This window comes from Enterobacter sp. 04-C-12-SI-ECC, assembly GCF_047530715.1.
GTDB lineage: Bacteria > Pseudomonadota > Gammaproteobacteria > Enterobacterales > Enterobacteriaceae > Enterobacter > Enterobacter bugandensis.
The window spans coordinates 355,202-378,843 of the sequence record NZ_JBLKDI010000001.1; the positions used below are offsets into that span (position 1 = coordinate 355,202).

At 53.9% G+C, this 23,642-nt stretch carries 24 protein-coding genes; 16 read left to right on the forward strand and 8 right to left on the reverse strand.

From position 1 onward, the window contains the following. Window positions 1-117: 117 nt before the first annotated feature. A complete protein-coding gene (locus ACMWL8_RS01760) occupies window positions 118-504 on the reverse strand; it encodes a hypothetical protein (RefSeq protein ID WP_045260687.1) in 387 nt (128 codons plus the stop codon). 271 nt (window positions 505-775) lie between these two features. Between ACMWL8_RS01760 and ACMWL8_RS01765 the strand changes: the two genes are divergently transcribed. Together ACMWL8_RS01765 and ACMWL8_RS01770 are read left to right on the forward strand one after the other, a co-directional pair. After that, a complete protein-coding gene (locus ACMWL8_RS01765) occupies window positions 776-1,480 on the forward strand; it encodes a response regulator (RefSeq protein ID WP_028013388.1) in 705 nt (234 codons plus the stop codon). Continuing rightward, entirely contained in the window at window positions 1,477-2,541 is a 1,065-nt protein-coding gene (locus tag ACMWL8_RS01770) for an ATP-binding protein (protein ID WP_045260654.1), read from the forward strand. Before ACMWL8_RS01765 ends, ACMWL8_RS01770 begins: the two co-directional genes overlap by 4 nt. Before the next feature lie 14 nt (window positions 2,542-2,555). On the opposite strand, the gene ACMWL8_RS01775 is transcribed toward ACMWL8_RS01770, so the two are convergent. From ACMWL8_RS01775 to pspF, 7 genes are all read right to left on the reverse strand, one after another. Further along, window positions 2,556-3,470 (reverse strand): ATP-grasp fold amidoligase family protein, encoded by a 915-nt coding sequence (locus tag ACMWL8_RS01775; RefSeq protein WP_045260653.1) that lies wholly within the window; start codon window positions 3,468-3,470, stop codon window positions 2,556-2,558. A 161-nt stretch (window positions 3,471-3,631) separates the two neighbouring features. Further along, window positions 3,632-4,438, reverse strand: a complete 807-nt coding sequence (gene sapF / locus ACMWL8_RS01780; protein WP_028013385.1) for a putrescine export ABC transporter ATP-binding protein SapF — start codon at window positions 4,436-4,438, stop codon at window positions 3,632-3,634. Window position 4,439: 1 nt separating this feature from the next. Beyond that, a complete protein-coding gene (gene sapD / locus ACMWL8_RS01785; RefSeq protein ID WP_028013384.1) occupies window positions 4,440-5,432 on the reverse strand; it encodes a putrescine export ABC transporter ATP-binding protein SapD in 993 nt (330 codons plus the stop codon). Further along, on the reverse strand, window positions 5,432-6,322 hold the full coding sequence (gene sapC, locus ACMWL8_RS01790) for a putrescine export ABC transporter permease SapC (RefSeq protein ID WP_028013383.1): 891 nt from the start codon (window positions 6,320-6,322) through the stop codon (window positions 5,432-5,434). Before sapC ends, sapD begins: the two co-directional genes overlap by 1 nt. Continuing rightward, window positions 6,309-7,274, reverse strand: coding sequence for a putrescine export ABC transporter permease SapB (sapB, locus tag ACMWL8_RS01795; protein WP_028013382.1), 966 nt, complete (start codon window positions 7,272-7,274; stop codon window positions 6,309-6,311). Before sapB ends, sapC begins: the two co-directional genes overlap by 14 nt. Beyond that, on the reverse strand, window positions 7,271-8,911 hold the full coding sequence (sapA, locus tag ACMWL8_RS01800) for an ABC transporter substrate-binding protein SapA (protein ID WP_028013381.1): 1,641 nt from the start codon (window positions 8,909-8,911) through the stop codon (window positions 7,271-7,273). Before sapA ends, sapB begins: the two co-directional genes overlap by 4 nt. Before the next feature lie 88 nt (window positions 8,912-8,999). Next, the gene (pspF, locus tag ACMWL8_RS01805; RefSeq protein WP_162196521.1) at window positions 9,000-9,992 is read right to left on the reverse strand and encodes a phage shock protein operon transcriptional activator; all 993 of its coding nucleotides are present in this window, start codon (window positions 9,990-9,992) and stop codon (window positions 9,000-9,002) included. Window positions 9,993-10,143: 151 nt separating this feature from the next. Here pspF and pspA point away from each other — a divergent pair, with 151 nt between their 5' ends. The 14 genes from pspA (at window position 10,144) to ACMWL8_RS01875 (ending at window position 23,589) form a co-directional block, all read left to right on the forward strand. Continuing rightward, entirely contained in the window at window positions 10,144-10,812 is a 669-nt protein-coding gene (pspA, locus tag ACMWL8_RS01810; RefSeq protein ID WP_028013379.1) for a phage shock protein PspA, read from the forward strand. A 53-nt stretch (window positions 10,813-10,865) separates the two neighbouring features. After that, entirely contained in the window at window positions 10,866-11,090 is a 225-nt protein-coding gene (pspB, locus tag ACMWL8_RS01815) for an envelope stress response membrane protein PspB (RefSeq protein WP_028013378.1), read from the forward strand. Next, window positions 11,090-11,449: an envelope stress response membrane protein PspC gene (pspC, locus tag ACMWL8_RS01820; RefSeq protein WP_028013377.1), complete on the forward strand. Its 360-nt coding sequence runs from the start codon at window positions 11,090-11,092 to the stop codon at window positions 11,447-11,449. The genes pspB and pspC overlap by 1 nt, the downstream gene beginning before the upstream one ends. A 12-nt stretch (window positions 11,450-11,461) precedes the next feature. Next, window positions 11,462-11,686: a phage shock protein PspD gene (gene pspD / locus ACMWL8_RS01825; RefSeq protein ID WP_028013376.1), complete on the forward strand. Its 225-nt coding sequence runs from the start codon at window positions 11,462-11,464 to the stop codon at window positions 11,684-11,686. Between the two features lie 184 nt (window positions 11,687-11,870). Then, window positions 11,871-13,568 (forward strand): sugar phosphorylase, encoded by a 1,698-nt coding sequence (locus tag ACMWL8_RS01830; RefSeq protein ID WP_045260652.1) that lies wholly within the window; start codon window positions 11,871-11,873, stop codon window positions 13,566-13,568. Between the two features lie 13 nt (window positions 13,569-13,581). After that, a complete protein-coding gene (locus ACMWL8_RS01835) occupies window positions 13,582-14,874 on the forward strand; it encodes an ABC transporter substrate-binding protein (protein WP_045260651.1) in 1,293 nt (430 codons plus the stop codon). A gap of 22 nt (window positions 14,875-14,896) precedes the next feature. Beyond that, window positions 14,897-15,778: a carbohydrate ABC transporter permease gene (locus ACMWL8_RS01840; RefSeq protein ID WP_028013373.1), complete on the forward strand. Its 882-nt coding sequence runs from the start codon at window positions 14,897-14,899 to the stop codon at window positions 15,776-15,778. Next, window positions 15,765-16,607, forward strand: a complete 843-nt coding sequence (locus ACMWL8_RS01845) for a carbohydrate ABC transporter permease (RefSeq protein WP_028013372.1) — start codon at window positions 15,765-15,767, stop codon at window positions 16,605-16,607. Before ACMWL8_RS01840 ends, ACMWL8_RS01845 begins: the two co-directional genes overlap by 14 nt. A 29-nt stretch (window positions 16,608-16,636) precedes the next feature. After that, window positions 16,637-17,689: a zinc-dependent alcohol dehydrogenase gene (locus tag ACMWL8_RS01850; RefSeq protein ID WP_041909681.1), complete on the forward strand. Its 1,053-nt coding sequence runs from the start codon at window positions 16,637-16,639 to the stop codon at window positions 17,687-17,689. Between the two features lie 17 nt (window positions 17,690-17,706). After that, the gene (locus tag ACMWL8_RS01855) at window positions 17,707-18,495 is read left to right on the forward strand and encodes a sugar phosphate isomerase/epimerase family protein (RefSeq protein WP_045260650.1); all 789 of its coding nucleotides are present in this window, start codon (window positions 17,707-17,709) and stop codon (window positions 18,493-18,495) included. A gap of 11 nt (window positions 18,496-18,506) precedes the next feature. Then, the gene (locus ACMWL8_RS01860) at window positions 18,507-19,565 is read left to right on the forward strand and encodes a Gfo/Idh/MocA family protein (protein ID WP_028013369.1); all 1,059 of its coding nucleotides are present in this window, start codon (window positions 18,507-18,509) and stop codon (window positions 19,563-19,565) included. Beyond that, window positions 19,559-21,838: a glycoside hydrolase family 65 protein gene (locus ACMWL8_RS01865; protein ID WP_045260649.1), complete on the forward strand. Its 2,280-nt coding sequence runs from the start codon at window positions 19,559-19,561 to the stop codon at window positions 21,836-21,838. The genes ACMWL8_RS01860 and ACMWL8_RS01865 overlap by 7 nt, the downstream gene beginning before the upstream one ends. Beyond that, a complete protein-coding gene (gene pgmB, locus ACMWL8_RS01870) occupies window positions 21,828-22,493 on the forward strand; it encodes a beta-phosphoglucomutase (RefSeq protein ID WP_045260648.1) in 666 nt (221 codons plus the stop codon). Before ACMWL8_RS01865 ends, pgmB begins: the two co-directional genes overlap by 11 nt. A 13-nt stretch (window positions 22,494-22,506) precedes the next feature. Then, window positions 22,507-23,589, forward strand: coding sequence for an ABC transporter ATP-binding protein (locus ACMWL8_RS01875; RefSeq protein WP_041909689.1), 1,083 nt, complete (start codon window positions 22,507-22,509; stop codon window positions 23,587-23,589). Window positions 23,590-23,642 lie beyond the last annotated feature (53 nt).

Below are 23,642 nucleotides of genomic sequence, written 5' to 3' on the forward strand. Positions count from 1 at the left end.
GTGACTATTTCAGTGAGTTATTTTGTACAAGATGGTGTGATGGAGAGTCTACAACTCGCCTGTTTAGCGGACATGGGCGGTTTATGGAGAGAGTGTGGAGCGAAACAACACGGTTGTTTAAATCATTCTCACGATGAGGTACAACGGTGAACCGCCAAAAAAGAGAATTAAATAACACTCATAGTAAAACACCAAATCGTTAAAATCTGGCGTAGCGTTCAGCAGCACAGTGAACGTAATAATGAGATAAACAAAAATCACCATTAGCCAGAAGGCGATGAGAAGTAATTCAGTGAACGCGCCTGCTTTGTTTTGTATTATCAGAGAGAAAACCGACAAGGCGATGCAGCCATAGATCATGGGGGAGGAGAGTAGCGTTGCGGCGACTTTCTCATCCATTATATGCATCAATACCAGCCAGGTATAAAGTAATCCCCACGATAGCAGCAGGAAGAGAGAAAATATGCCGATTTTTTTAGGAGAGAAGTATTTCGAAAGTTCCATGTTCATTATCTCAGCCAAATTCAGAAAGCCTTTAAGCGACAGGGGTATTTACCACGTTAAACGAAAGACGGTTTAACTCCGAATAACTATTGTGGACTGACATTGTCGAGTCTTTATTGACTGAATGTGTAGGCTGTATGGAGAAATTGCCGGGCACTTAAATTAATCCAGGAAATTTTCGCGGCCACGGCACTTTTTCCCGGAGCCTGTGTCTTATTGTGCTAAAGATATCTGATAGCGTGCTCAAAGGGATTTCACCCGCGGAGATAAAATGAACAAAAATACTCTAATCCTTGTTGTTGAAGATGAAAACGAAATTGCCGATATACTGATGAGTTACTTAGAGCGTTCTGGGATGAAAACGCTGAGAGCCCGGCAGGGCGAGCAGGCGATAGCGCTTAATCGGCTCCATAAACCGGATCTTATATTGCTGGATATCCATCTGCCCGTATGCGATGGCTGGAGCGTACTCACGACGCTCCGTCAGGAAAGTTCTGTGCCCGTCATTATGGTGTCCGCACTCGATCAGGACGTGGATAAGCTGATGGGGCTGAGGCTTGGCGCGGATGATTACGTCATCAAACCTTTCAACCCTTCCGAAGTGGTCGCGCGAGTTGAAGCCGTGCTGCGCAGAACCAGACCCGCTCTCCAGCAGGCGGGTGCCGTGCCTCTCAGGACGCCTTTTATTACGGTCTACCCGGACGATTTCTACGTTGAGGTCACCGTGGGCGAAGAGGTAGTCTCCCCAGTATTAACGACGACGGAATTTAAACTTCTTACTTACCTGGTGAGATACCCGCGAAAGGTCTGTTCCCGGGAAGAGTTACTTAACGCGTGTCTGCCGGAAGGCGATACGCTCGACAGAACGGTAGACAGCCATATGAGCAAGCTGCGTAAAAAGCTGGAGCTTGCAGGCCTTTATGGCGTTCCTGAGAGCATCAGGGGGATGGGCTATCGACTCGGGGAGAAAAAATGAACAGAGATTCTGTCCTGAGTCGGCAAATCTTAACGTATATGCTGCTGCTGACGTTTATGATCGTTGCCATTGCGGTACTGGGCTCATGGTTTTTTTACTCTTTTATTCTCGATCACCTCCCCGGCGGTGCCGTTGCGGGCGATGACGAGCAAATGACGATGTGGGACTGGGTGTGGATCGGGACCGCGACAACAATCAGTCTGATAATCGCGATATTTTTAACGATAAAACTTTCTTCACGAATACTCACCCCGTTAAACGCGGTAGCGTCCAGCCTGAGAAAAATTTCTCAGGGCCAGCTGGATGCCCGTGCTTATTGCGCCAGCTCCCGTCTGGGAGAGGTCAATCATCTGGTCACGGATTTCAATGAAATGGCGGAAAAACTCCAGACGCTGGATATTCAGAGGAAATCCTGGAACGCCGCCATTGCCCATGAGCTGAGAACCCCGGTCACGATTTTACGCGGGCGGCTTCAGGGGCTGGTTGACGGCGTTTTTGAGCCGGATCCGCTGCTTTTTAATAATCTTCTCAAGCAGACTGAGGGGTTAACCCGTTTGATTGAAGATCTTCGGGTGATCAGCTCTGACGGCGGGGCGGGTTATACGCTGTATAAATCCAGAACGGACCTCAAAGGCACAATCCAGGATGCGCTTGATACTTTCATGCCCGAGTTCAAGCACAATCAGTTTGTGATTAAAACAGAGTTGAGGGAACAGCGATGCGTGTTCGATCCGTTGCGCATCAATCAGTGTCTGGCCGTTCTGTTTGACAACGCATTACATTATTCAACTTCGCGAAAACTCATCGTAAAAAATGGCGTCTCTGATAAAGGCAATTATATCCTTATTGAGGATGGCGGGCCGGGCATCCCCAGGGAATTTCATGATTTCTTATTTCAACCTTTCCAGCGGGATAAAGGTGCCAGAGATGTGAATCCCGAAGGATGTGGTTTAGGGTTATCGGTGGTAAAAGCCATCATGCTGGCTCATGGTGGCGATGTAACGTATACCTTATCGAAGCAAAACCACTCCCTATTCAAACTGACCTGGCCCGATGCCTGAGCCCTGGCGGCAGGTCAGCCTGGCCTGCCCGCCGATAGCGGCAACTGCCATATATCGCCTAACTTTGTATCCCATTCCAGTGGGGTAATTCGCAGTTTGCCCCGTTTTGGGCTTAAGGTTATTTCACTGAAGTAAATTTCATCGCTTTTCAACATGAGGTCAACGCGGCAGTAGTCAAGGCCCTTCGCCAGCTCCTGAGCGGCCAGCAGAGCCTCACGGAACAATTTCGGTTCGCCGGGCGCGACCGGCGTATTAGGATATTCCATCTGGAAGGGTTGTAAATTCCAGTGTCGGTCGTAAACGTTGATAAACTCTCTGCCGAGGTCATCCGTAAAATCGGCCTCAACATAGTGTGCGACCCCGTGAAAACAGTGAATTCTCAGCATTTCCGGCGTGCTGTTCCTGTCCGCATTATTGAAAAGATCGACATAGGGCTCACACAGTATAACGGGTGTAATATTTTTGTACTGCCACTCGCGCGTGGTGTAATACAAATTCTTCTTTAATGCGAGAGTGAGCTTTTTACGGGCCTGTCGGTAATTGAACTGGTTTTTGTTTGTACAGATTATTGTGCTTCCACTGTCATGATTGCACTTAAGGACGAATTGATCGGGCAGTGTTGAAAAATCGATATGCGAAAACCTGCGGTATACCCCAATCAAAGGCACCGCTTTTACTCGCGTTGTTCTGGACGCAACGTATTCGCGGACGGCGAGTTTATCGGCAAGCATTGTGTAGAGATTATTATGGTCATAGACCAGGCGATGACATATTTTTTCACTCAACGTAGTGGGTGATTTAATGTCAGGGGTTATGCCTGATGTCTTTTTGAGTTTTGCAGTATGAAAATTGAGGTCCGTCATGAAATATGAACGGCATTTTCTGATGAGATACTCCGTATATTTTAGAACATATGTGGTGGTGTTCATTTCTTCTCCTCCGTAATGTCCCGGTATTCTGGAGAAGAACTATTGATGGATATTGCTTAAAATATGGAGCAGGGATGGAGACAAAAAATAAAAGGATTAAATAGCGCACGCAGGCTATTTAATCCTTATTTGAGCGGAGCAATCCGTGTTCACCGCCGCGCTTAACGGTCTTTTCTCCACGCATCGGCGGTCAATGCTTCACCGAAATGCCCGGCAATTAGCCTTTTCGTCAGCTCATGAAGCGGGGAGGCCATCACATCCGCCGTGCTGCCGCGCTCGACGACTTCCCCCTGGTGCATGACCATTACCTGATCGCTGATGTGCTTCATCATCCCCAGATGCTGGGTGACGTAGATGTAGGAGATACCCTGCTTTTCCTGTAATTCGAGCATCAGGTTAATCAGCTGCGAACGCATCGACATATCCAGCGAGGCAAGCGCTTCGTCTGCAACGATCACTTTCGGGCGCAGAATCAACGCGCGGGCCAGACCCAGACGCTGTTTCTGACCGGGAGCCAGCATATGCGGGTAGTAGCTTTCGTGATCCGGTAACAACCCAACCATACGCAGCGTTTCGAAGATACGCTTGCGGCGCGCCTCTGGCTCCAGTTCGGTATTCAGACGCAGAGGGAAATCAAGGATCTGCGAAATGCGCTGGCGTGGATTAAGCGAGGTAGACGGATCCTGGAAGATCATGCGGATGCGCTGGCTGCGAAAAGAGTAATCGCCAAACTGCAGGGGGTGATCGTCAATCAACACTTCTCCAGCAGTGGGCTCGACCATGCCGGCAAGCATTTTCGCCAGCGTGGATTTACCGGAGCCGTTTTCGCCGATGATCGCCAGCGTCTGTTTTTCACGCAGGGTAAAACTCAGCGGTTTAACCGCTTCGACAGTCTGACGATGAAACAGCCCCGTGCGATAGCGAAAGGTCTTACTCAGATTGCGGACTTCCAGCAAGGTTTCGACCATTTCACTCTCTCTCCATGTTCAGCGGGAAATGACAGGCGTAAAGATGATTTTTGGCGCCGGTCAGGCGCGGCGTTTCGATACATTTACGCTGAGCATACGGACAACGCGGCCCCAGACGACAGCCTATCGGCAACGATTCCAGCAGAGGAATCGCTCCGGGCAGGGTATTCAGACGGCTCTTGTGCGGCATGGCGCTGCCAAAATCAGGAATGGCGCGGATAAGCGCCTGCGTATATGGATGGTGCGGCGCGGCGATCAGCTCCTCACTCGGGGCAGTTTCGACCGTTTGCCCGCAGTACATCACGTCAATTTTATCCGCCCATTTGCTGAGCATTTGCAGGTCATGGCTGATCAGCAAAATGGTGGTGTTATTGTTCTGGTTCAGGCGCGACAGCAGGCGGAAAATTTGTGCCTGGGTGGTCGGCTCCATCGCGTTGGTGGGTTCATCCGCAATCAGCAAACGCGGCTGATTAGCCAGGGCGATGGCAATCATCACCTTCTGGCATTCACCGTCGGTCAGCTCATACGGGAAGCTGCGCATCGCGTCTTTATGGTCTTTGATCCCGACGCGGTGTAATAGCTCAATGGCGCGGCGCTTGCGCCAGCCGAAACGCTGCCACCAGCGGCCTTTATAAGTCCAGCCGGGAATGTTCTGCATCAGCTGTTTGCCTACGCGCTCGGACGGATCGAGGCAGGACTGTGGCTCCTGGAAAATCATCGAGACGTTATGGCCGACCAGCTTGCGACGCTCGCGCGGGGAGAGGCGCAGCAGGTCTATATCGTCGAACCGCATGCGGTCGGCGGTCACGCGCCAGTTGTCTTTCGCCACGCCGCAGATCGCTTTGGCGATCAGGCTTTTTCCCGAACCAGATTCACCCACCAGCCCGCGAATCTCGCCCTCGGCCAGAGTAATGCTGATGCGATCGACGGCTTTAACCCAGCCTTCACCGGTTTTGAATTCAATGGTGAGGTTGCGAATATCAAGAAGCGGCATTATTGCACCCCCGCGTTAATTGCACGGCGAATACCATCGCCCAGCAGGTTGATCAGCAACACGCTTACCATAATCGCCGCCCCCGGCAGCATAACCGTCCACGGCGCCACGTAGATTAGCTCCAGCGCGTCACCGAGCATCGCACCCCATTCAGGGGACGGCAGCTGCGCACCGAGGTCGAGGAACCCGAGCGCAGCGATGTCCAGAATCGCCATCGACAGCGCGCGGGTGATCTCGGTGACCAGCCCGGCGGCGATGTTTGGCAGAACGGCAAACCACAGAATATTGAAGGTCGTCGCGCCGTCCAGACGGGCCGCAACGACATACTCTTTTTCCAGCTCGTCATGCACCATGCTGTAAACCGAGCGCACGATGCGGGGGAGGATAGCCAGCCAGACGGCGAACATGGCATGCGACAGATGCGGACCGGCAAAGGCAACCACAATGATTGCCAGCAGCAGAGACGGAATCGACAGCAGCGTGTCCAGAATGTGGTTCAGCACCGCCGAGCGCAGGCCATGCGTGGAGCCCGCGAAAATACCGAGCGCCAGTCCACAGAGCGTCGCCGCGAGCGTCACGACAAACGCGCCGCCCACCGTCGGGGCTGCCCCGCTTAACAGACGGCTCAATACGTCGCGTCCGAGATCGTCAGTGCCGAGGAAGAATGAGACTTCGCCGTAGCGTGACCAGGAAGGCGGCAGCAGCTGATAGCCAAGGAACTGCTGATCAATGCCATAAGGCGCAAACCACGAACCGAAGAGGCAAAGCAATACCAGACCGGCGCAGCCATAAAGGCCGATCATTGCCGTGGTGTCACCATAGAACTTTCGCCACACGGTACGCAGCGCACCGGGCGTGCGCTTTTCACTGTAAACGTTATCGTAAGGCATACCATTCCTTATGCTTCAATGGGTTAGCCATCGCACCCAAAATATCGGACAACACGTTAACAATAATGACCAGCGAACCAATCACCATCACACCCGCTGAGATAGCAGCATAATCCTGCTGACGGATGGCGTTAATCAGCCAGCGTCCCAGCCCGGGCCAGCTAAAGACCATCTCGGTGATCATGGCCAGCGTAAGCATGGTGGAAAACTGCAGCCCCAGGCGCGGAATTACCGGCGGCAGAGCGTTGTGCAGGACGTTGCGGCGCAATATGGTCAAGCGCGACAATCCGCGCGTGGCGGCAGCTTTGACATAGTTCTGCTCAAACACCTCGATGGTGCTCAGGCGCATCAGGCGGATCACCTCGGTTGTCGGCGCAACCGCCAGCGTCAGCACCGGCAGTACCATATGACGCAGGGCGCTGACGATCATCTCATGGCGCCAGACGGAATCGGACAGCCAGGCGTCAATGATGGCAAAACCCGTTACCGTTTTAACCGTATAGAGCAGGTCAAAACGGCCAGAGACCGGTAGCCAACCCATCGTCAGCGAGAAGAACAGCGTCAGCAGCAGCGCCAGCCAGAATACCGGGATAGAGAAGCCGAGCAGGGCAAGGGCGCTGATAAACTTATCCTGCCATTTGTTGCGGTAGATCCCGGCCAGCATGCCCACGGGGATACCTACCATCAGGGCAAAGCCGAAGGCCAGAATGCACAGCTCCATCGTGGCCGGGAACACCTCCTTCAACTGATCGGAGATAAGCTGCCCGTTGATACTCGACACGCCGAAATCCCAGTGCAGCAGACCGTTAAACCAGAACAGCCAGGCATCCCACAGCGATGAGCCCTGTAGCGGGGCATGCGGCGTGAAATAGCTCAGGCTGAAGCCGACAAAGTTCAGGAAAAAGAGCGTCACCAGCAGTAAAAGGAGCCGACGCAAGGTAAAAATAATCATGGTTTTTTCACCTCTTGTTCTTTTTCACGCGATACGCCGGCGAACGAAGCGTTGCCGAACGGGCTCAGCACCAGGCCTTTAATATCATAGCGGTAGGCCTGAAGGCGCAGGGAAGAGGCCAGCGGCAGCACGGGCAGTTCCTGAGCGAGTATCTTTTGTGCTTCATCGTAAGCGTCAATGCGCGAGGCCAGCTGTTGGGAAGAGAGCGCTTTTTGCAGCACGGCGTCGAACTCCCGGTTACACCAGTGGGCGTAGTTGGTCTGCGAATTTATCGCAGCACAGCTCAGCAGCGGCCGGAAGAAGCTGTCTGGATCGTTACTGTCGGTAGCCCAGCCTGTCAGGGTGAGGTCGTGATTCATATCCATCAGGCGCGCCTCCTGGAAACGGCCCTCAACCGGTACGATGATCACCTTGACGCCCACCTGCGCCATATCCGCCTGCAGCAGTTCAGCGGTTTTCAGCGGGCTCGGGTTCCACGCCTGGGAGCTGGTGGGCACCCAAAGCTGGAGCGTCAGGTTTTCCGCGCCCAGCGCTTTCAGTTGTTCACGCGCTTTTGCCGGATTGTATTCCGTAATTTTAGCCTCACCGTCGTAGGCCCACGAGGCGCGCGGTAAAATTGAGGCGGCGGTTTCCGCCGTGCCGTAGTAGATCGACTGCATCAGACGCTGGTTGTTGATCGCCAGCGCCAGAGCGTGACGTACGGCAGGGTTGTTCAGCGGCGGCTTATCGGTGTTAAAGGCCAGATAAGCGATGTTCATCCCCGGGCGTAACGTCAGACGCAGACGCGGATCGTCGCGCAAAATGGTGAGCTGGCTGGCAGCGGGCCAGGCGAGCACGTCGCATTCCCCAGTGAGCAGTTTCGAGAGTCGTCCCGTTCCGCCAGACCCGAGATCGACCACCACCTGCGGCATCAGCGGCGTACCGCGCCAGAAATGTTCGTGGCGCTGCAGGCGAATATATTGCCCCGCGCGGTATTCGGCCAGCTGGAATGGACCGGTACCGACCGGCTGGCGGTCGAGCAACTCCTGACGATCTTTTTTCGTCAGCTTCGCCGCGTATTCGGCGGACATAACGGACGCATAGTGGGTCGCCAGGTGCCAGAGGAAGGAGGCATCCGGGCGCGTCAGCGTAAATTCAACCGTCCGGCTGTCCAGCTTGCGCACGCTTTTAACGGTGTCGGCAAACTGCAGGCTGTCGAAATAGGGGAAATTATCCCCGTTAACGTTATGCCACGGGTGGTTACGGTTAAAGATACGCTGGAAGGTGAAGACCACGTCATCCGCGTTCAGCTTGCGCGTAGGGGTAAACCACGGCGTACGCTGAAACGCGACATCATCGCGCAGGCGAAAACGGTAGGTTGCACCGTTATCCAGGACTTCCCAGCTTTCCGCAAGTTCAGGCACCAGGCGGTAGGTGTACGGGTCGACATCAAGCAGACGGTCGTACAGCTGCGCGGCGAGCGTATCCACAATCAGGCCGCTGCCCGCTTTTTGCGGGTTGAAGGTGTCCACCTGGCCACTTACGCAATAGACGAAGCCGCTGTCACGAATGTCAGGCTGCGTAGACTGCCCGGGCGCAGCAAACGCCAGGCCGCTGAACAGACCGAGTGCAAAAAAGGACGATAAAACCAGACGCATAATTTTTAAGGTTTTTAGGTTCGATCTGCAAAGTGTATCGCACTTACGCCTGCTTCGTAAAAATGTCTGCGGGTAAGTGCTGATATTGTCAGCGCATTTGATGCTTTTTAAGCAATGCCCGTAACTGATGGTAGGTCAGGCCCAGGAGTTCGGCCGCGCGTTTCTGGTTATATTTCGCCGCCTTCAGGCTTTGCTCCAGCAGCTGTTGCTCCTGCTCGTGCTGGAACTGGCGCAAATCAAGGGGCAGCGCGGGAGTATCGCCTGACGATGACGGGGAGGAAACCGGCGGCGCATTGCGCTGAAAAGGATCGATAATGATATTGTCCAGCTCCGTCTCGCTGCTGCCGTGGCGGTAAACAGAACGCTCCACAACGTTCTTCAGTTCGCGGATATTTCCCGGCCAGCGGTAGGTCAGAAGCGTCTCCCGCGCATGATCGCTGAAGCCGGGGAAAAGAGGGAGACCGAGCTCGCGGCACATCTGAATCGCAAATTGTTGAGCAAGCAGCATGATGTCGCTTCTCCTGTCGCGCAGGGGCGGAAGCTGAACGACGTCAAAGGCCAGGCGGTCAAGCAGATCGGCACGGAATTTCTCCTCCGCGACCATATCCGGCAGATTGGCGTTGGTGGCGCAGACCAGGCGCACGTTAACCTGCAGCGGCTGGCTGCCGCCGACGCGCTCCAGTTCACCATACTCAATCACGCGCAGCAGCTTTTCCTGCACCAGCATCGGCGCGGTGGCGAGTTCATCAAGGAACAGGGTGCCGCCGTCGGCGCGCTCAAAACGTCCCGGATGGCGCTTCTGAGCGCCGGTAAACGCGCCCGCCTCGTGGCCGAACAGCTCGGTGTCGAGCAGATTTTCATTAAGCGCCGCACAGTTTAGAGAAATGAAGGGGCCGTCCCAGCGTCCGGATAAATAGTGCAGACGGTTGGCAATCAGTTCCTTACCCGTGCCGCGCTCGCCGATAATCAGCACCGGTTTGTTGAGCGGCGCAAGGCGAGAAACCTGTTCCAGCACCTCAAGAAAGCTGTTGGCTTCGCCGAGTAAGTTATCTTTGTATTGAGCCATGATGAAATTAACCACTCCTTAGCGATATTCACCAGGTCAGCATAGTTCTGTGATGAATAAAAATCAATCACGTCGTGTAAAATCAATAAGATAAAAAACTGGCACGGAAATTGTATTATCAGTTCAGCAGGGCATAGCCCGATAACAGAACTATGAGGATTTGATTATGGGTATTTTTTCTCGTTTTGCCGACATCGTGAACGCCAACATCAACTCACTGCTGGAGAAAGCAGAAGATCCGCAGAAGCTGGTGCGCCTGATGATTCAGGAGATGGAAGACACGCTGGTTGAAGTGCGTTCTACCTCCGCCCGTGCGCTGGCTGAGAAAAAGCAGTTAACGCGCCGTATCGAGCAGGCCACCGCTCAGCTCAATGAATGGCAGGAAAAGGCGGAACTCGCCCTGCGCAAAGATAAAGAAGATCTTGCTCGCGCAGCGTTAATTGAAAAGCAGAAGCTGGCGGACATGATCGCTACGCTGGAGCATGAAGTCACGCTGGTGGAAGACACGCTCACCCGCATGAAAAAAGAGATTGGTGAGCTCGAAAATAAACTGAGCGAAACCCGCGCGCGTCAGCAGGCGCTGACCCTGCGTCATCAGGCGGCAAGCTCTTCCCGCGACGTGCGTCGTCAGCTGGACAGTGGCAAGCTGGATGAGGCCATGGCGCGTTTTGAGTCATTCGAGCGTCGTATCGACCAGATGGAAGCGGAAGCAGAGAGCCACGGCATCGGTAAGCAAAAGTCGCTGGATCAACAGTTTGCCGATCTGAAAGCGGACGATGAAATCAGCGAGCAGCTGGCGGCATTGAAAGCCAAAATGAAGCAAGATAACCAATAATAATGTTGCGGCACCTGAGCGTGCCGCTAAGCATCCGACGACAAGGAGTACACATGAGCGCGCTTTTCCTGGCCATTCCCCTGACGATTTTCGTGCTGTTTGTTTTGCCGATTTGGCTATGGCTGCACTACAGCAACCGTTCTTCAGGGAACGATTTATCCCAGAGCGAACAACAACGTCTTGCGCAGCTTACCGACCAGGCTAACAAGATGCGCGATCGCATTCAGGCGCTGGAAGCAATCCTGGATGCAGAACATCCTAACTGGAGGGACCGTTAATGTCAGGACTGAATCTGAATAAAAAATTGTGGCGAATTCCACAGCAGGGCATGGTGCGCGGCGTTTGCGCCGGGCTGGCCCATTATCTCGACGTTCCGGTAAAGCTGGTTCGTGTGGTCACGGTGCTGTCAATATTTTTCGGCCTGGCGTTTATCACTTTCGTGGCCTACATCGTGCTGTCGTTTGTACTTGACCCGATGCCGGAAGGCGAACTGGCTGCGGAAGGCGCGCCTACCAGTAACGATCTTCTCAATGCGGTTGACGATCGGCTGGCTGAAGGGGAGAAGCGGTTACGTGAAATGGAACGCTATGTCACATCCGATACCTTTACGCTGAGAAGTCGTTTTCGTCAGCTTTAAGAGAGAATATACATGAAGAAAAACTGGCAACAGGCCGGTCAGAAGGTAAAACCCGGCCTGAAAATCGCAGGTAAACTGGTTCTGATGACGGCGTTACGTTACGGCCCGGCAGGTGTGGCGGGCTGGGCGATCAAATCTGTTGCCCGCAAGCCGGTCAGAATGTTGCTGGCCGTGGCGCTTGAACCTCTGTTGCAAAAAGCGGCAAAGCGGCTGTCACGCCGCTACTTATCCCGCTAATTCACGCTCGCGTTAGCCCTTTCTCTCCCCGGAAGGGCTAACGACATTTCATCCCTTTCCCTCACTTTCTTTGCGGCAGCTCACATTACTGCACAGAGCTGCTTTGTAATTGCGTTTTTCAGCCTTCCGGTTCGTTGACAGATATTTTTCAGGGGAGTAGATTGCCCTTCGTGGGACCGCTACCATGGAGAATAATGTGAACGCAAAAATTAAAAAACTTATCAATCATATTTACGGTGAATCATTTTCTGAAGCACATTTTAAAGTGTTATTAACAAAGCTTGAACAAGCTGCTGTTGATATTACAGAAAAGCGTAAATCAGGCTGGGATGAAAAAGACGTTGTTCTAATCACCTACGCCGATCAGTTCTCCGCGAAAGGGGAGAAAGCGTTGCCGGTATTTACCCGCTTTTATAATGAGTGGCTTGCTCGCACGTTTTCCCATGTCCACCTTTTACCTTTTTATCCGTGGTCCTCTGATGACGGATTTTCCGTTATTGATTACCACAACGTTGCGCCTGAAACCGGGACCTGGCAAGACGTTGCTGATCTAAAACAGTCTGCCAGCTTAATGTTTGATTTCGTCTGCAACCATATGTCAGCAAAAAGTGAATGGTTTGCTAATTATCTTGCGCAGAAACCTGGCTACGAAGATTTCTTTATTGCTGTCGATCCAGAAACTGATTTATCTGCGGTGACGCGTCCTCGCGCATTACCGTTGCTGACGCCGTTTACGCTGCATGATGGCAGCGTGCGTCATCTTTGGACCACCTTCAGCGATGACCAGATCGATCTTAACTTCGCCTCGCCTCAGGTGCTGATTGCGATGGTTGACGTGCTGCTCCATTACCTGGCGGAAGGGGCGCGTTATATCCGTCTGGACGCCGTCGGGTTTATGTGGAAGATCCCTGGAACAAGCTGCATCCATCTGGAACAGACTCACTGCCTTATCCAGCTTTTCCGTGCTATTACCGAGGCCGTGGCGCCGGGTACCGTGATCATTACTGAGACGAACGTCCCGCATAAGGACAATATCTCTTATTTCGGTGACGGTGAAAATGAAGCCCAGATGGTCTACCAGTTCTCCTTGCCGCCGCTGGTGCTGCATGCAGTGCACCGTCAGGATGTTAACGCTCTCTGTCAGTGGGCGGGATCGCTGGCGCTGCCTTCAACAAAAACGACCTGGTTCAATTTCCTGGCGTCTCATGACGGTATCGGTCTGAACCCACTGCGCGGCATTCTGCCGGAATCAGAAATCCTCGCACTGGTTGAGAAACTTCAGCAGGAAGGGGCGCTGGTCAACTGGAAAAATAATCCTGACGGTACGCGCAGTCCTTACGAAATTAATGTGACCTATCTTGACGCGTTAAGCGCGCAAAACAGTTCAGATGATGAACGCATTGCGCGCTTTATTCTGGCGCATGCGGTGCTGTTAAGTTTCCCAGGTGTACCTGCCGTGTATATTCAAAGTATTCTTGGCTCCCGTAACGATTATGAAGGGGTCGAGCGCCTCGGCTATAACCGCGCGATAAACCGCAAGAAATATACCGCCGGTCAGGTTGATCTCGAACTTAATAATAAAAATAGCATTCGTCATAAAATTTATTCCCGTTTAAGCGAGTTTATTGCGATTCGTCGTGGGGAAAGTGCGTTTCACCCTGATGCCCAGGCATTTTTTGAATCAATGGATGAACAAATTCTTAAAATTGTACGCGTGGCTGAAAACGGTGAGAGAATTACAGCCCTGTTTAATTTTAGTAATAACGTTCATACCGTTTATGGGGACACGCTTACTGGTATGGAATTACTATCAGGACAAGCTGTTAGCGGTAAAGAGCTGACCCTCAATCCATGGCAGGTTATGTGGATTAAAGAAAACTAAAAAGGACCCTAAAATGAAAATGCCCAAAATTGTGCTGTTATCAGCACTGGTTTCGTGCGCCCTGTTATCAGGCTGTAAAGATGATAAAGCGTCTGCTGTGACCATTGAGTTCATGCACTCGTCAGTAGAGCAGGAGCGCCAGGCGATTATTACGAAACTGATCGAAAAATTCGAGAAAGAAAACCCCGGCATTACGGTGAAGCAGGTGCCGGTGGAAGAAGATGCCTACAACACCAAAGTGATTACGCTCGCCAGAACGGGCGCGCTGCCTGAAGTGATTGAAGTCAGCCATGATTACGCGAAAGTCATGGATAAGGAACAACTGCTGGATCGCAAGGCTATCGGTGAAGCCATTAAAGCGGTAGGCGAAAAGACCTTCTATGACGGGATCCTGCGCGTTGTGCGTACTGAAGACGGCACAGCCTGGACGGGGGTGCCGATGAGCGCCTGGTTGTCCGGCATCTGGTATCACAAAGATGTGCTTGCCGCTGCGGGTATTCAGGAACCGCATAACTGGGAACAGCTGCTGAAAGCCAGCCAGAAGCTTAACGACCCGGCCAACAAACATTACGGTATTGCGCTGCCCACCGCGGAAAGCGTCATGACCGAGCAGGCGTTCTCCCAGTTTGCGCTTTCCGGCGGCGCGAACGTTTTTGATGCCAACGGAAACGTTGAAATTGACACCCCTGAAATGGCGAAAGCACTGGCGTTCTATAAAGCGCTGGCCGCAACCACCATGCCGGGCTCGAACGACGTCATGGAGATCAAAGATGCCTTCATGAACGGTTCTGCACCGATGGCCGTCTATTCCACCTACATCCTGCCGGCGGTATTCCAGGATGGTAATCCTGCCAACCTTGGCTTCGTTGTCCCGACAGAAAAGTCCTCTGCCGTTTATGGCATGGTCACCTCGTTGACGATCACCAGCGGACAAACCGAAGAAGAAACGCAAGCGGCTGAAAAGTTTGTGACGTGGATGGAGCAGGCTCAAAACGCAACTGACTGGGTCATGATGTCGCCGGGCGCGGCGCTGCCGGTGAACACGCTGGTCGTAGGAACGGATACCTGGAAAAACAACGAGGTGATTAAAGCGTTTGGGCAACTGCCTTATGAACTGATCGCCCAATTCCCGAACGTACAGGTGTTTGGTGCTGTCGGCGACAAAAACTTCACGCGCATGGGCGATGTGACAGGGTCCGGCATTATCAGCTCCATGGTGCATAACGTCACCGTGGGTAAACAAGATCTCAGCGCAACGCTTAGCAAGAGCCAGACGCGACTGACTGACCTGATTTCACAACGATAGGAGCGCTCTGCGGAAGGAAATTATGAAGACGTTGTTTTCTGGTCGTTCAGATATGCCTTTCGCCATGCTGCTGTTGGCCCCCAGCCTGATTTTGCTGGGGGGCCTGGTGGCCTGGCCAATGATTTCCAATATTGAAATCAGTTTCTTACGCCTGCCGCTTAACCCGCGTATTGATGCGGTGTTTGTTGGCCTGGATAATTATATCCGTATTCTGGGGGATGCTGCGTTCTGGCACTCGCTGTGGATGACGTTCTGGTATACGGCGCTGGTCGTGCTCGGCAGCACCGGGCTGGGTCTTGCCGTCGCCATCTTCTTTAACCGTGAGTTTCGTCTCCGGAAGACGGCGCGTTCGCTGGTGATTTTATCCTACGTGACGCCCTCTATTTCCCTGGTATTTGCCTGGAAATACATGTTCAACAACGGCTACGGCATTGTGAACTATCTGGGCGTCGATCTGCTGCATCTGTATGACCAGGCGCCGCTCTGGTTCGACAACCCTGGCAGCAGCTTCGTGCTGGTGGTGCTGTTCGCCATCTGGCGCTACTTCCCGTATGCCTTTATCTCATTCCTGGCAATTTTGCAGACCATTGATAAATCGCTGTATGAAGCGGCAGAGATGGACGGAGCCAACGCCTGGCAGCGTTTCCGTATCGTCACGTTGCCCGCCATCATGCCTGTACTGGCAACGGTGGTGACGCTACGAACCATCTGGATGTTCTACATGTTTGCGGATGTTTATCTGCTGACCACGAAGGTCGATATTCTGGGCGTGTATCTCTATAAAACTGCCTTTGCATTCAACGATCTGGGCAAAGCAGCCGCCATTTCTGTTGTGCTGTTTGTGATCATCTTCGCCGTCATTCTGCTGACCAGAAAAAGGGTAAACCTCAATGGCAACAAATAAACGCATACTGGGCCGTATTGGTTTCTATCTGGGGCTGGCGGTATTTCTGATTATCACGCTGTTCCCGTTCTTCGTGATGCTGATGACGTCATTCAAGAGCGCGAAAGAGGCCATATCGCTGAATCCGACTATTCTGCCGCAGGCGTGGACGCTTCAGCATTACGTTGACATCTTTAACCCGCTAATTTTCCCGTTCGTGGATTACTTCCGCAACAGCATGGTGGTGTCGCTGACGTCATCGGTAATTGCGGTGTTTCTCGGCACGCTGGGCGCTTACGCCTTGTCCAAGCTGCGCTTTAAGGGGCGCGCGACGATCAACGCGAGCTTCTACACCGTCTATATGTTCTCCGGGATTTTGCTGGTGGTGCCGCTGTTCAAAATCATCACCGCGCTCGGCATTTACGACACTGAACTGGCGCTGATTATCACCATGGTGACCCAGACGTTGCCTACGGCGGTATTCATGCTGCGCAGCTATTTCGACACCATCCCGGACGAAATAGAAGAGGCCGCGATGATGGATGGTCTGAACCGCCTGCAAATCATCTTCCGCATTACCGTGCCGCTGGCCATTTCCGGTCTCGTGTCGGTGTTTGTTTACTGCTTCATGGTGGCATGGAACGACTACCTGTTTGCCTCCATTTTCCTGTCCAGTGCCAGCAACTTTACCCTGCCGGTCGGGCTGAACACGCTCTTTAGTACGCCAGATTATATCTGGGGTCGCATGATGGCGGCATCGCTGGTGACGGCGCTTCCGGTGGTCATCATGTACGCACTCTCTGAACGTTTTATTAAAAGTGGTTTGACCGCCGGTGGCGTCAAGGGCTAAGGCGGCCAATTTTTTATCAGGAGCAAGTTATGAAGAAGTTAGTTGCGACAGCGCCACGCGTAGCGGCGCTGGTGGAGTATGAAGACCGTGCTGTAGAAGCACATGAAGTGAAAATTCGCGCCCGCTTTGGCGCCCCGAAGCACGGAACGGAAGTCGTGGATTTCCGCGCGGCAAGCCCGTTTATTGATGAAGAGTTCAACGCAGAGTGGCAGATGTTCACGCCGCGTGAAGAGGGCGCTGCGCGCGGTATCGAATTCGGTAAGTTCCAGCTGGGCAACATGATCGTTGGCGACATTATTGAATGCGGTGCAGACGTAACGGAATACCAGATCGGCGACAGCGTCTGCTGCTACGGCCCGCTGCAGGAGACGGTCATCGTTAACGCGGTGAACAACTATAAGCTGCGTAAAATGCCGCAGGGCGCGTCCTGGAAGAATGCCGTTTGCTACGATCCGGCGCAGTTCGCCATGAGCGGCGTGCGTGATGCCAACGTCCGTGTGGGTGACTTTGTTGTCGTGGTCGGTCTGGGAGCCATCGGACAGATTGCGATTCAGCTGGCGAAAAAAGCCGGTGCGTCAGTGGTTATCGGCGTTGATCCGATTGAACACCGCTGTGAGATCGCTCGCCGTCACGGCGCGGACCACTGCCTGAATCCAATCGGTACCGATGTCGGTCTGGAAATTAAAAAGCTGACCGGGAAGCAGGGCGCGGACGTGATCATCGAAACCAGCGGCTTTGCGGATGCGCTGCAGTCCGCGCTGCGCGGGCTCGCCTACGGCGGCACCATCTCCTACGTGGCCTTCGCCAAACCGTTTGCGGCAGGCTTCAACCTGGGCCGCGAAGCGCACTTCAACAACGCTAAGATTGTCTTCTCCCGCGCCTGCAGTGAACCGAACCCGGACTATCCGCGCTGGAGCCGCAAGCGTATCGAAGAGACCTGCTGGGAATTGCTGATGAACGGTTATCTGAACTGTGAAGATTTGATCGACCCGGTCGTGACCTTCACCACCAGCCCGGAAAGCTATATGAAGTATGTCGATCAGCATCCGGAACTCAGTATCAAAATGGGCGTCACTTTTTAAGCTAAGGACAGCAAATCATGAAGATCGCAACACAAAACCAAGCCTTTTTCCCGACCAACATCATGGAAAAATTCGAGTACATCAAAGCGATGGGTTTTGATGGCTACGAAATTGACGGACGTCTGCTGGTGGAAAATCTCGACGAAGTGAAAGCCGCTATCAAAGCCACGGGCCTGCCGGTGACGACAGCATGTGGCGGGTACGATGGCTGGATCGGTGATTTCATCGAAGAACGCCGTCTGAACGGATTACAGCAGATCGAACGCATTCTGGAAGCGCTGGCGGAAGTCGGCGGAAAGGGCATTATCGTGCCTGCGGCCTGGGGCATGTTTACCTTCCGTCTGCCGCCAATGACCTCTCCACGCAGCCTGGACGGTGACCGCAAAGCCGTAAGCGCCTCGCTGCGCTGGCTGGATGAGGTGGCCGCGCGCACCGGCACCACCGTCTACCTGGAGCCGCTGAACCGCTACCAGGATCATATGATCAACACCCTGGCAGACGCGCGTCGTTATATCGAAGAGAACGGCCTGAAGCACGTGCAGATCATCGGTGATTTCTATCACATGAACATTGAAGAAGACTCGCTGACAGACGCGCTGCATCAGAACCGCGATCTGCTGGGTCATGTTCACATTGCAGATAATCATCGCTATCAGCCGGGCAGCGGCAGCCTCGATTTCGCCAGCCTGTTCGATCAGCTGCGTGCCGATAACTATCAGGGATACGTGGTGTATGAATGCCGTGTTCGCGCCGAGGATCCGGCTAAGGCTTATCAGGACTCTCTCACTTATTTGCGTGAATGCTAAGGATGACGAGCGTGATGAGTGCTTCTACACCTTCGCCTCTGCGCGTCGCCATTATTGGCGCCGGGCAGGTCGCGGACAAAGTGCATGCCTCGTATTACGCCACGCGCAGTGATGTTCAAATGGTGGCTGTCATGGACAGCCGCCTTGAGCAGGCACAGGCGTTCGCGGAACGTTATGCTATTCCATCGGCATGGCAGGACGCTCACGAGATGTTGCAGGCAGTAAAACCGGATGTGGTGAGCGTCTGTTCGCCCAACCGATTCCATTTTGAACACGTGATGGCGGCGCTCGAGGCGGGTTGCCATGTGATGTGCGAAAAGCCCCCGGCGATGACGCCGCAGCAGGCTGATGAGATGCGCATCGCGGCGCGCAAGGCAGGAAAAGTCCTGGCCTATGATTTTCACCATCGCTTTGCCCTGGATACCCAACTCCTGCGCGATGCGGTAATGAACGGAACGCTCGGTGAGGTTTACTTTACCTCAGCGCAGGCGCTGCGTCGCTGCGGTGTGCCGGGGTGGGGCGTTTTTACCAACAAATCGCTACAGGGCGGTGGACCGCTAATTGATATCGGCATTCATATGCTCGACGCCGCAATGTATGTCCTGGGTTTCCCGGCGGTAAAACGGGTGACTGCGCACAGCTTCCAGAGGCTGGGAAACCGTAAAAGCACCGGTCAGTTTGGCGAGTGGGATCCTGCGCAATTTACCGTGGAAGATGCGCTGTTTGGCACGATTGAATTCTGCAACGGCGGCATTTTGCGTCTGGACACCTCCTTTGCGCTTAACATTCGCGAGCAGTCGATCATGAACGTCTCTTTCTGCGGTGAAAAGGCGGGTGCAACGCTGTTCCCGGCGCACATCTACAACGACGAAGCCGGTGTTTTAGAAACCCTTACCCAGCGCGAAGAGGCGGACGATCAGCGCCATCTGCGCAGCATGGATGCCTTTGTACGTCACGTGCTGGGAGAGCCCGTGATGATTGCCGATGCAGAACAGGGACTGGTGATTCAGCAGCTTGTTGGCGCGCTTTATGAATCCGCAGAAACAGGGGAAAGCGTAACACTATGCTGAACGTCTCTGTATTAACCGATCCGGGCTTTTGTCCACACAGCCTGAATAAATACGCCTCCATCATGGCATGCGGCAATGGCTACATGGGCATTCGCGCCGCGCATGAAGAAGAGTACACCCAGCAGACCAGAGGCATGTATCTCGCTGGGCTGTATCATCGCGCGGGGCGCAACGAGACCACCGAGCTGGTCAATCTGCCGGATATCACCGGTATTGATGTAGAGCTGGACGGCGTCAATTTCACCCTCCTTGCCGGGGAAATTCTTGAGTGGCAGCGCGAGCTGGCATTCGCTAACGGCGAACTGCATCGTAACGTTGTCTGGCGTTCGCCCGACGGCAAGCGCTATCGGCTGGAGAGCCGTCGTTTTGTGTCGCTGGACCAGTTGCCATTAGTGGCTATGCAGCTCGCGATCACGCCTCTTGATGCCGCCACGCATGCCGTGCTGAAAACCGGCATCGACGCAACGCAAACGAACAGCGGCAGACAGCATCTGGATGAACTCTCGGTCAGAGTCTTTGATCAGCACTATATGCAGGGGGTGTATGAAACGCAGGATCGGGCGTCGGAGGTTGTTGTTTCGGCGTTTTGTCAGCTCTCGACGAAGAGCGACAGCTGCTTCACCGCCAAAAATCGTCGACTCAGCGTGCATCATTCGCTGACGATTGCTCAGGGTGACACTGTCACGCTTGAGAAGATCGTCTGGGTAACGCATCGCAGCGATAAAGCGCTGTCGCAGGAAACTTTCGCACGTAACGCGCTGGCCGATCTCAAAGTCAGTGCGGCAAGAGGTTACGAGGCGCTGCGTGAGAGCTCTGCGTATGCCTGGAAAGAGGTCTGGCGCGACGCCCGTGTGGAAGTGACTTCCACGGAGCAACAGGATCAGCTGGCGCTGGATTATGCGGTCTGGCACCTGACCACGATGACGCCAGCCCATGATGAGCGAAGCAGTATCGCCGCAAAAGGGCTGACGGGTGAGGGGTACAAGGGGCACGTCTTCTGGGATACCGAAATTTTCCTGCTGCCTTTCCATCTGTTTACCCGCCCGCAGGTTGCCCGCAGCCTGCTGCGCTATCGCTGGCTTAATCTGGCTGGCGCACGGGAAAAAGCCCGTCGTAACGGCTGGCCGGGCGCGTTGTTCCCATGGGAAAGCGCCGCAAGCGGAGAGGAAGAGACGCCGGAGTTCGCGGCAATCAACATCCGCACCGGGGTACGCCAGAAGGTGGCTTCCGCATTTGCTGAGCATCACATCGTGGCTGATATTGCCTGGGCCGTCGTTGCGTACTGGCAGGCGACGCATGATGACGCCTTTATGCGTAACGAAGGCCTGACGCTGCTGATGGAAACGGCTTTGTTCTGGATGGGACGCGCAACGGACGTCAATGGTCGTCTGGAAATCCATGATGTCATCGGACCGGACGAATACACCGAGCACGTGAACAACAACGCTTACACCAACTATCTGGCCTGGCACAACGTGGCCTGTGCGCGCCAGTTTATGGCGATGTTTGGGCGTGAGGATGAGCGTTTTACGGAGAATGCCGCGCAGTTCCTGGCGCGCTTATGGCTACCGGAGGCCGATGCAGACGGTGTGATCCCGCAGGATGATTCCTTCATGGCAAAACCTGCCATCGATCTGAGCCGCTACAAAGCCAAAGCGGGTAAACAGACGATTCTGCTCGATTATTCCCGCGCGGAAGTGAACGAGATGCAGATCCTGAAGCAGGCCGATGTGGTGATGCTTAACTACCTGCTGCCAGAACGGTTTACGCCACAGCAATGCGCCGCCAATCTGGCGTTCTATGAGCCACGCACGATCCATGATTCGTCCCTGAGCAAGGCCATTCACGGGATTGTGCTCGCGCGCTGCGGTGACACGCAGGGGGCCTATGCCTTCTGGCGCGATGGCATCGCCATTGATTTGGGCGAGGATCCGCACAGCAGCGATGAGGGCATTCATGCTGCGGCAACCGGTGCGATCTGGTCTGGCGCAATTCAGGGATTTGCTGGCCTGCAAATCATTGAAGGGGAACTGCATCTCGCGCCAAAACTGCCTGCTCACTGGCAGAAACTCGCTTTCCCGCTGCGGTGGCGGAACGCAGCAATGCACTTCACGTATGAGAACGAGGTGTTAACCATTGAAACCACGGCGCCTGCCACGCTGACGCTGTGGGGCAAAACGCTCCATATCCCGGAGCGAGAAGTGTTCGCGTATAAGGATTTTCTTGCGTCCGTGAATGGGACCGCTACCACGGAGGGGCAACATGACGCTTAAGGCTGTTGTATTCGATTTGGACGGTGTGATCACCGATACCGCGCATCTTCACTTTCTGGCCTGGCGTGCCGTGGCGGAGGAAATTGGCATTACCTTCGACGAAGTGTTTAACGAACAGCTCAAGGGAATAAGCCGCATGGATTCCCTCCAGCGCATTCTGAAGCACGGCGGAAAAGAGGGGATGTTTAGTGAGGAGCAGTGCCTGGCGCTTGCGACGAAAAAAAATGCGCTTTACGTCCAGTCGCTGGCATCACTGACGCAGGATTCTCTGCTGCCGGGGATCCGCGACGTGCTGGCGGAGATCCGTGCCGCGAAGGTCAAGATTGGGCTGGCGTCCGTATCGCTCAATGCCCCAGGGATTTTGCACGCGCTGGGCATTCATCAGGCCTTCGATTTTTGCGCTGATGCTTCCCGCATTTGCCGTTCAAAGCCGGACCCGGAGATCTTCCTTGCGGCCTGTGCGGGGCTGAACGTGCGTCCTGCAGAGGCGATTGGCATTGAAGATGCCGCTGCGGGTGTTGAAGCAATCAACGCCGCAGGAATGCTGTCGGTCGGGATTGGGCCTGGCCTTAACCATGCGGGATTACAACTTCATTCAACGCGGGAACTGACCTGGAAATGCCTGACAGAATTCTGGGCGTCCCGGGCGTATTGATAAGGAATAAATTATGGCTCAACTTTCTCTGAAACATATTCAGAAAATCTATGATAACCAGGTCCACGTGGTTAAGGATTTCAACCTCGAAATTGAAGACAAAGAGTTTATTGTTTTCGTCGGTCCGTCGGGCTGCGGTAAATCCACGACGCTGCGAATGATTGCCGGTCTTGAGGAGATCAGCGCGGGTGAACTGATTATCGACGGCGTATGCATGAATGACGTGCCTGCCAAATCGCGTGATATCGCGATGGTATTCCAGAACTATGCGCTTTATCCGCATATGACGGTCTACGACAACATGGCGTTTGGCCTGAAAATGCAAAAAATAGCGCCCGCGGTGATTGAAGAACGCGTGAACTGGGCGGCGCAGATTTTAGGGCTACGCGAATACCTGAAGCGTAAACCAGGCGCTTTATCGGGTGGTCAGCGCCAGCGCGTGGCGCTGGGCAGGGCGATCGTGCGCGAGGCGGGCGTCTTCCTGATGGATGAGCCGTTATCCAACCTCGATGCCAAGCTTCGCGTGCAGATGCGTGCCGAAATCAGCAAGCTGCACCAGAAGCTTAACACCACCATGATCTATGTTACGCACGACCAGACGGAAGCCATGACGATGGCGACCCGCATCGTGATCCTGAAAGACGGCATCATTCAGCAGGTGGGTGCGCCGAAGCAGGTATACAACGAGCCGGCCAATATGTTTGTCGCAGGGTTCATTGGCTCTCCGGCAATGAACTTCATTCGTGGCGCTATCGACGATCGCTATTTCGTAACGGAAACGCTGCGTCTGGAGATCCCTGAGGACAAGCTGGCCGAGTTGAATGCGCAAGGTTACCAGCGTAAAGCGGTCGTCTTCGGGATCCGTCCGGAAGACATTCTTACCCTGCAGAGCAGCGGAGAAGATATCGCGGCGAAAGTCAGTGTCGCTGAGCTTACCGGTGCCGAATTTATGCTTTATGCCACCGTGGGCGGACATGAACTGGTTGTCCGCGCAGGCGCGGCCAATGACTACGTAGCCGGAGATACTATCGGCATTCAGTTCGATATGAATAAGTGCCATTTCTTCGACGCCGATACCGAAGCGGCTATTAGATAAGAAAGGTGTTTGCCGGAAATGCAAATTTCCGGTTTTTTTTGTTTGTTAATTAT

Bases quoted from the DNA above. Each gene is read 5' to 3' on its own strand.
- ACMWL8_RS01855 (WP_045260650.1), top strand. From the start codon at position 17,707: ATGAAGATCGCAACACAAAACCAAGCCTTTTTCCCGACCAACATCATG.
- ACMWL8_RS01765 (WP_028013388.1), top strand. From the start codon at position 776: ATGAACAAAAATACTCTAATCCTTGTTGTTGAAGATGAAAACGAAATT.
- ACMWL8_RS01775 (WP_045260653.1), bottom strand. From the start codon at position 3,470: ATGAACACCACCACATATGTTCTAAAATATACGGAGTATCTCATCAGA.
- ACMWL8_RS01865 (WP_045260649.1), top strand. From the start codon at position 19,559: ATGCTGAACGTCTCTGTATTAACCGATCCGGGCTTTTGTCCACACAGC.
- pgmB (WP_045260648.1), top strand. From the start codon at position 21,828: ATGACGCTTAAGGCTGTTGTATTCGATTTGGACGGTGTGATCACCGAT.
- pspB (WP_028013378.1), top strand. From the start codon at position 10,866: ATGAGCGCGCTTTTCCTGGCCATTCCCCTGACGATTTTCGTGCTGTTT.
- ACMWL8_RS01770 (WP_045260654.1), top strand. From the start codon at position 1,477: ATGAACAGAGATTCTGTCCTGAGTCGGCAAATCTTAACGTATATGCTG.
- sapF (WP_028013385.1), bottom strand. From the start codon at position 4,438: ATGGTCGAAACCTTGCTGGAAGTCCGCAATCTGAGTAAGACCTTTCGC.
- sapB (WP_028013382.1), bottom strand. From the start codon at position 7,274: ATGATTATTTTTACCTTGCGTCGGCTCCTTTTACTGCTGGTGACGCTC.
- ACMWL8_RS01850 (WP_041909681.1), top strand. From the start codon at position 16,637: ATGAAGAAGTTAGTTGCGACAGCGCCACGCGTAGCGGCGCTGGTGGAG.
- sapC (WP_028013383.1), bottom strand. From the start codon at position 6,322: ATGCCTTACGATAACGTTTACAGTGAAAAGCGCACGCCCGGTGCGCTG.
- ACMWL8_RS01830 (WP_045260652.1), top strand. From the start codon at position 11,871: ATGGAGAATAATGTGAACGCAAAAATTAAAAAACTTATCAATCATATT.
- ACMWL8_RS01840 (WP_028013373.1), top strand. From the start codon at position 14,897: ATGAAGACGTTGTTTTCTGGTCGTTCAGATATGCCTTTCGCCATGCTG.
- sapD (WP_028013384.1), bottom strand. From the start codon at position 5,432: ATGCCGCTTCTTGATATTCGCAACCTCACCATTGAATTCAAAACCGGT.
- ACMWL8_RS01875 (WP_041909689.1), top strand. From the start codon at position 22,507: ATGGCTCAACTTTCTCTGAAACATATTCAGAAAATCTATGATAACCAG.
- ACMWL8_RS01835 (WP_045260651.1), top strand. From the start codon at position 13,582: ATGAAAATGCCCAAAATTGTGCTGTTATCAGCACTGGTTTCGTGCGCC.
- sapA (WP_028013381.1), bottom strand. From the start codon at position 8,911: ATGCGTCTGGTTTTATCGTCCTTTTTTGCACTCGGTCTGTTCAGCGGC.
- pspA (WP_028013379.1), top strand. From the start codon at position 10,144: ATGGGTATTTTTTCTCGTTTTGCCGACATCGTGAACGCCAACATCAAC.
- pspD (WP_028013376.1), top strand. From the start codon at position 11,462: ATGAAGAAAAACTGGCAACAGGCCGGTCAGAAGGTAAAACCCGGCCTG.
- pspC (WP_028013377.1), top strand. From the start codon at position 11,090: ATGTCAGGACTGAATCTGAATAAAAAATTGTGGCGAATTCCACAGCAG.
- ACMWL8_RS01845 (WP_028013372.1), top strand. From the start codon at position 15,765: ATGGCAACAAATAAACGCATACTGGGCCGTATTGGTTTCTATCTGGGG.
- ACMWL8_RS01760 (WP_045260687.1), bottom strand. From the start codon at position 504: ATGGAACTTTCGAAATACTTCTCTCCTAAAAAAATCGGCATATTTTCT.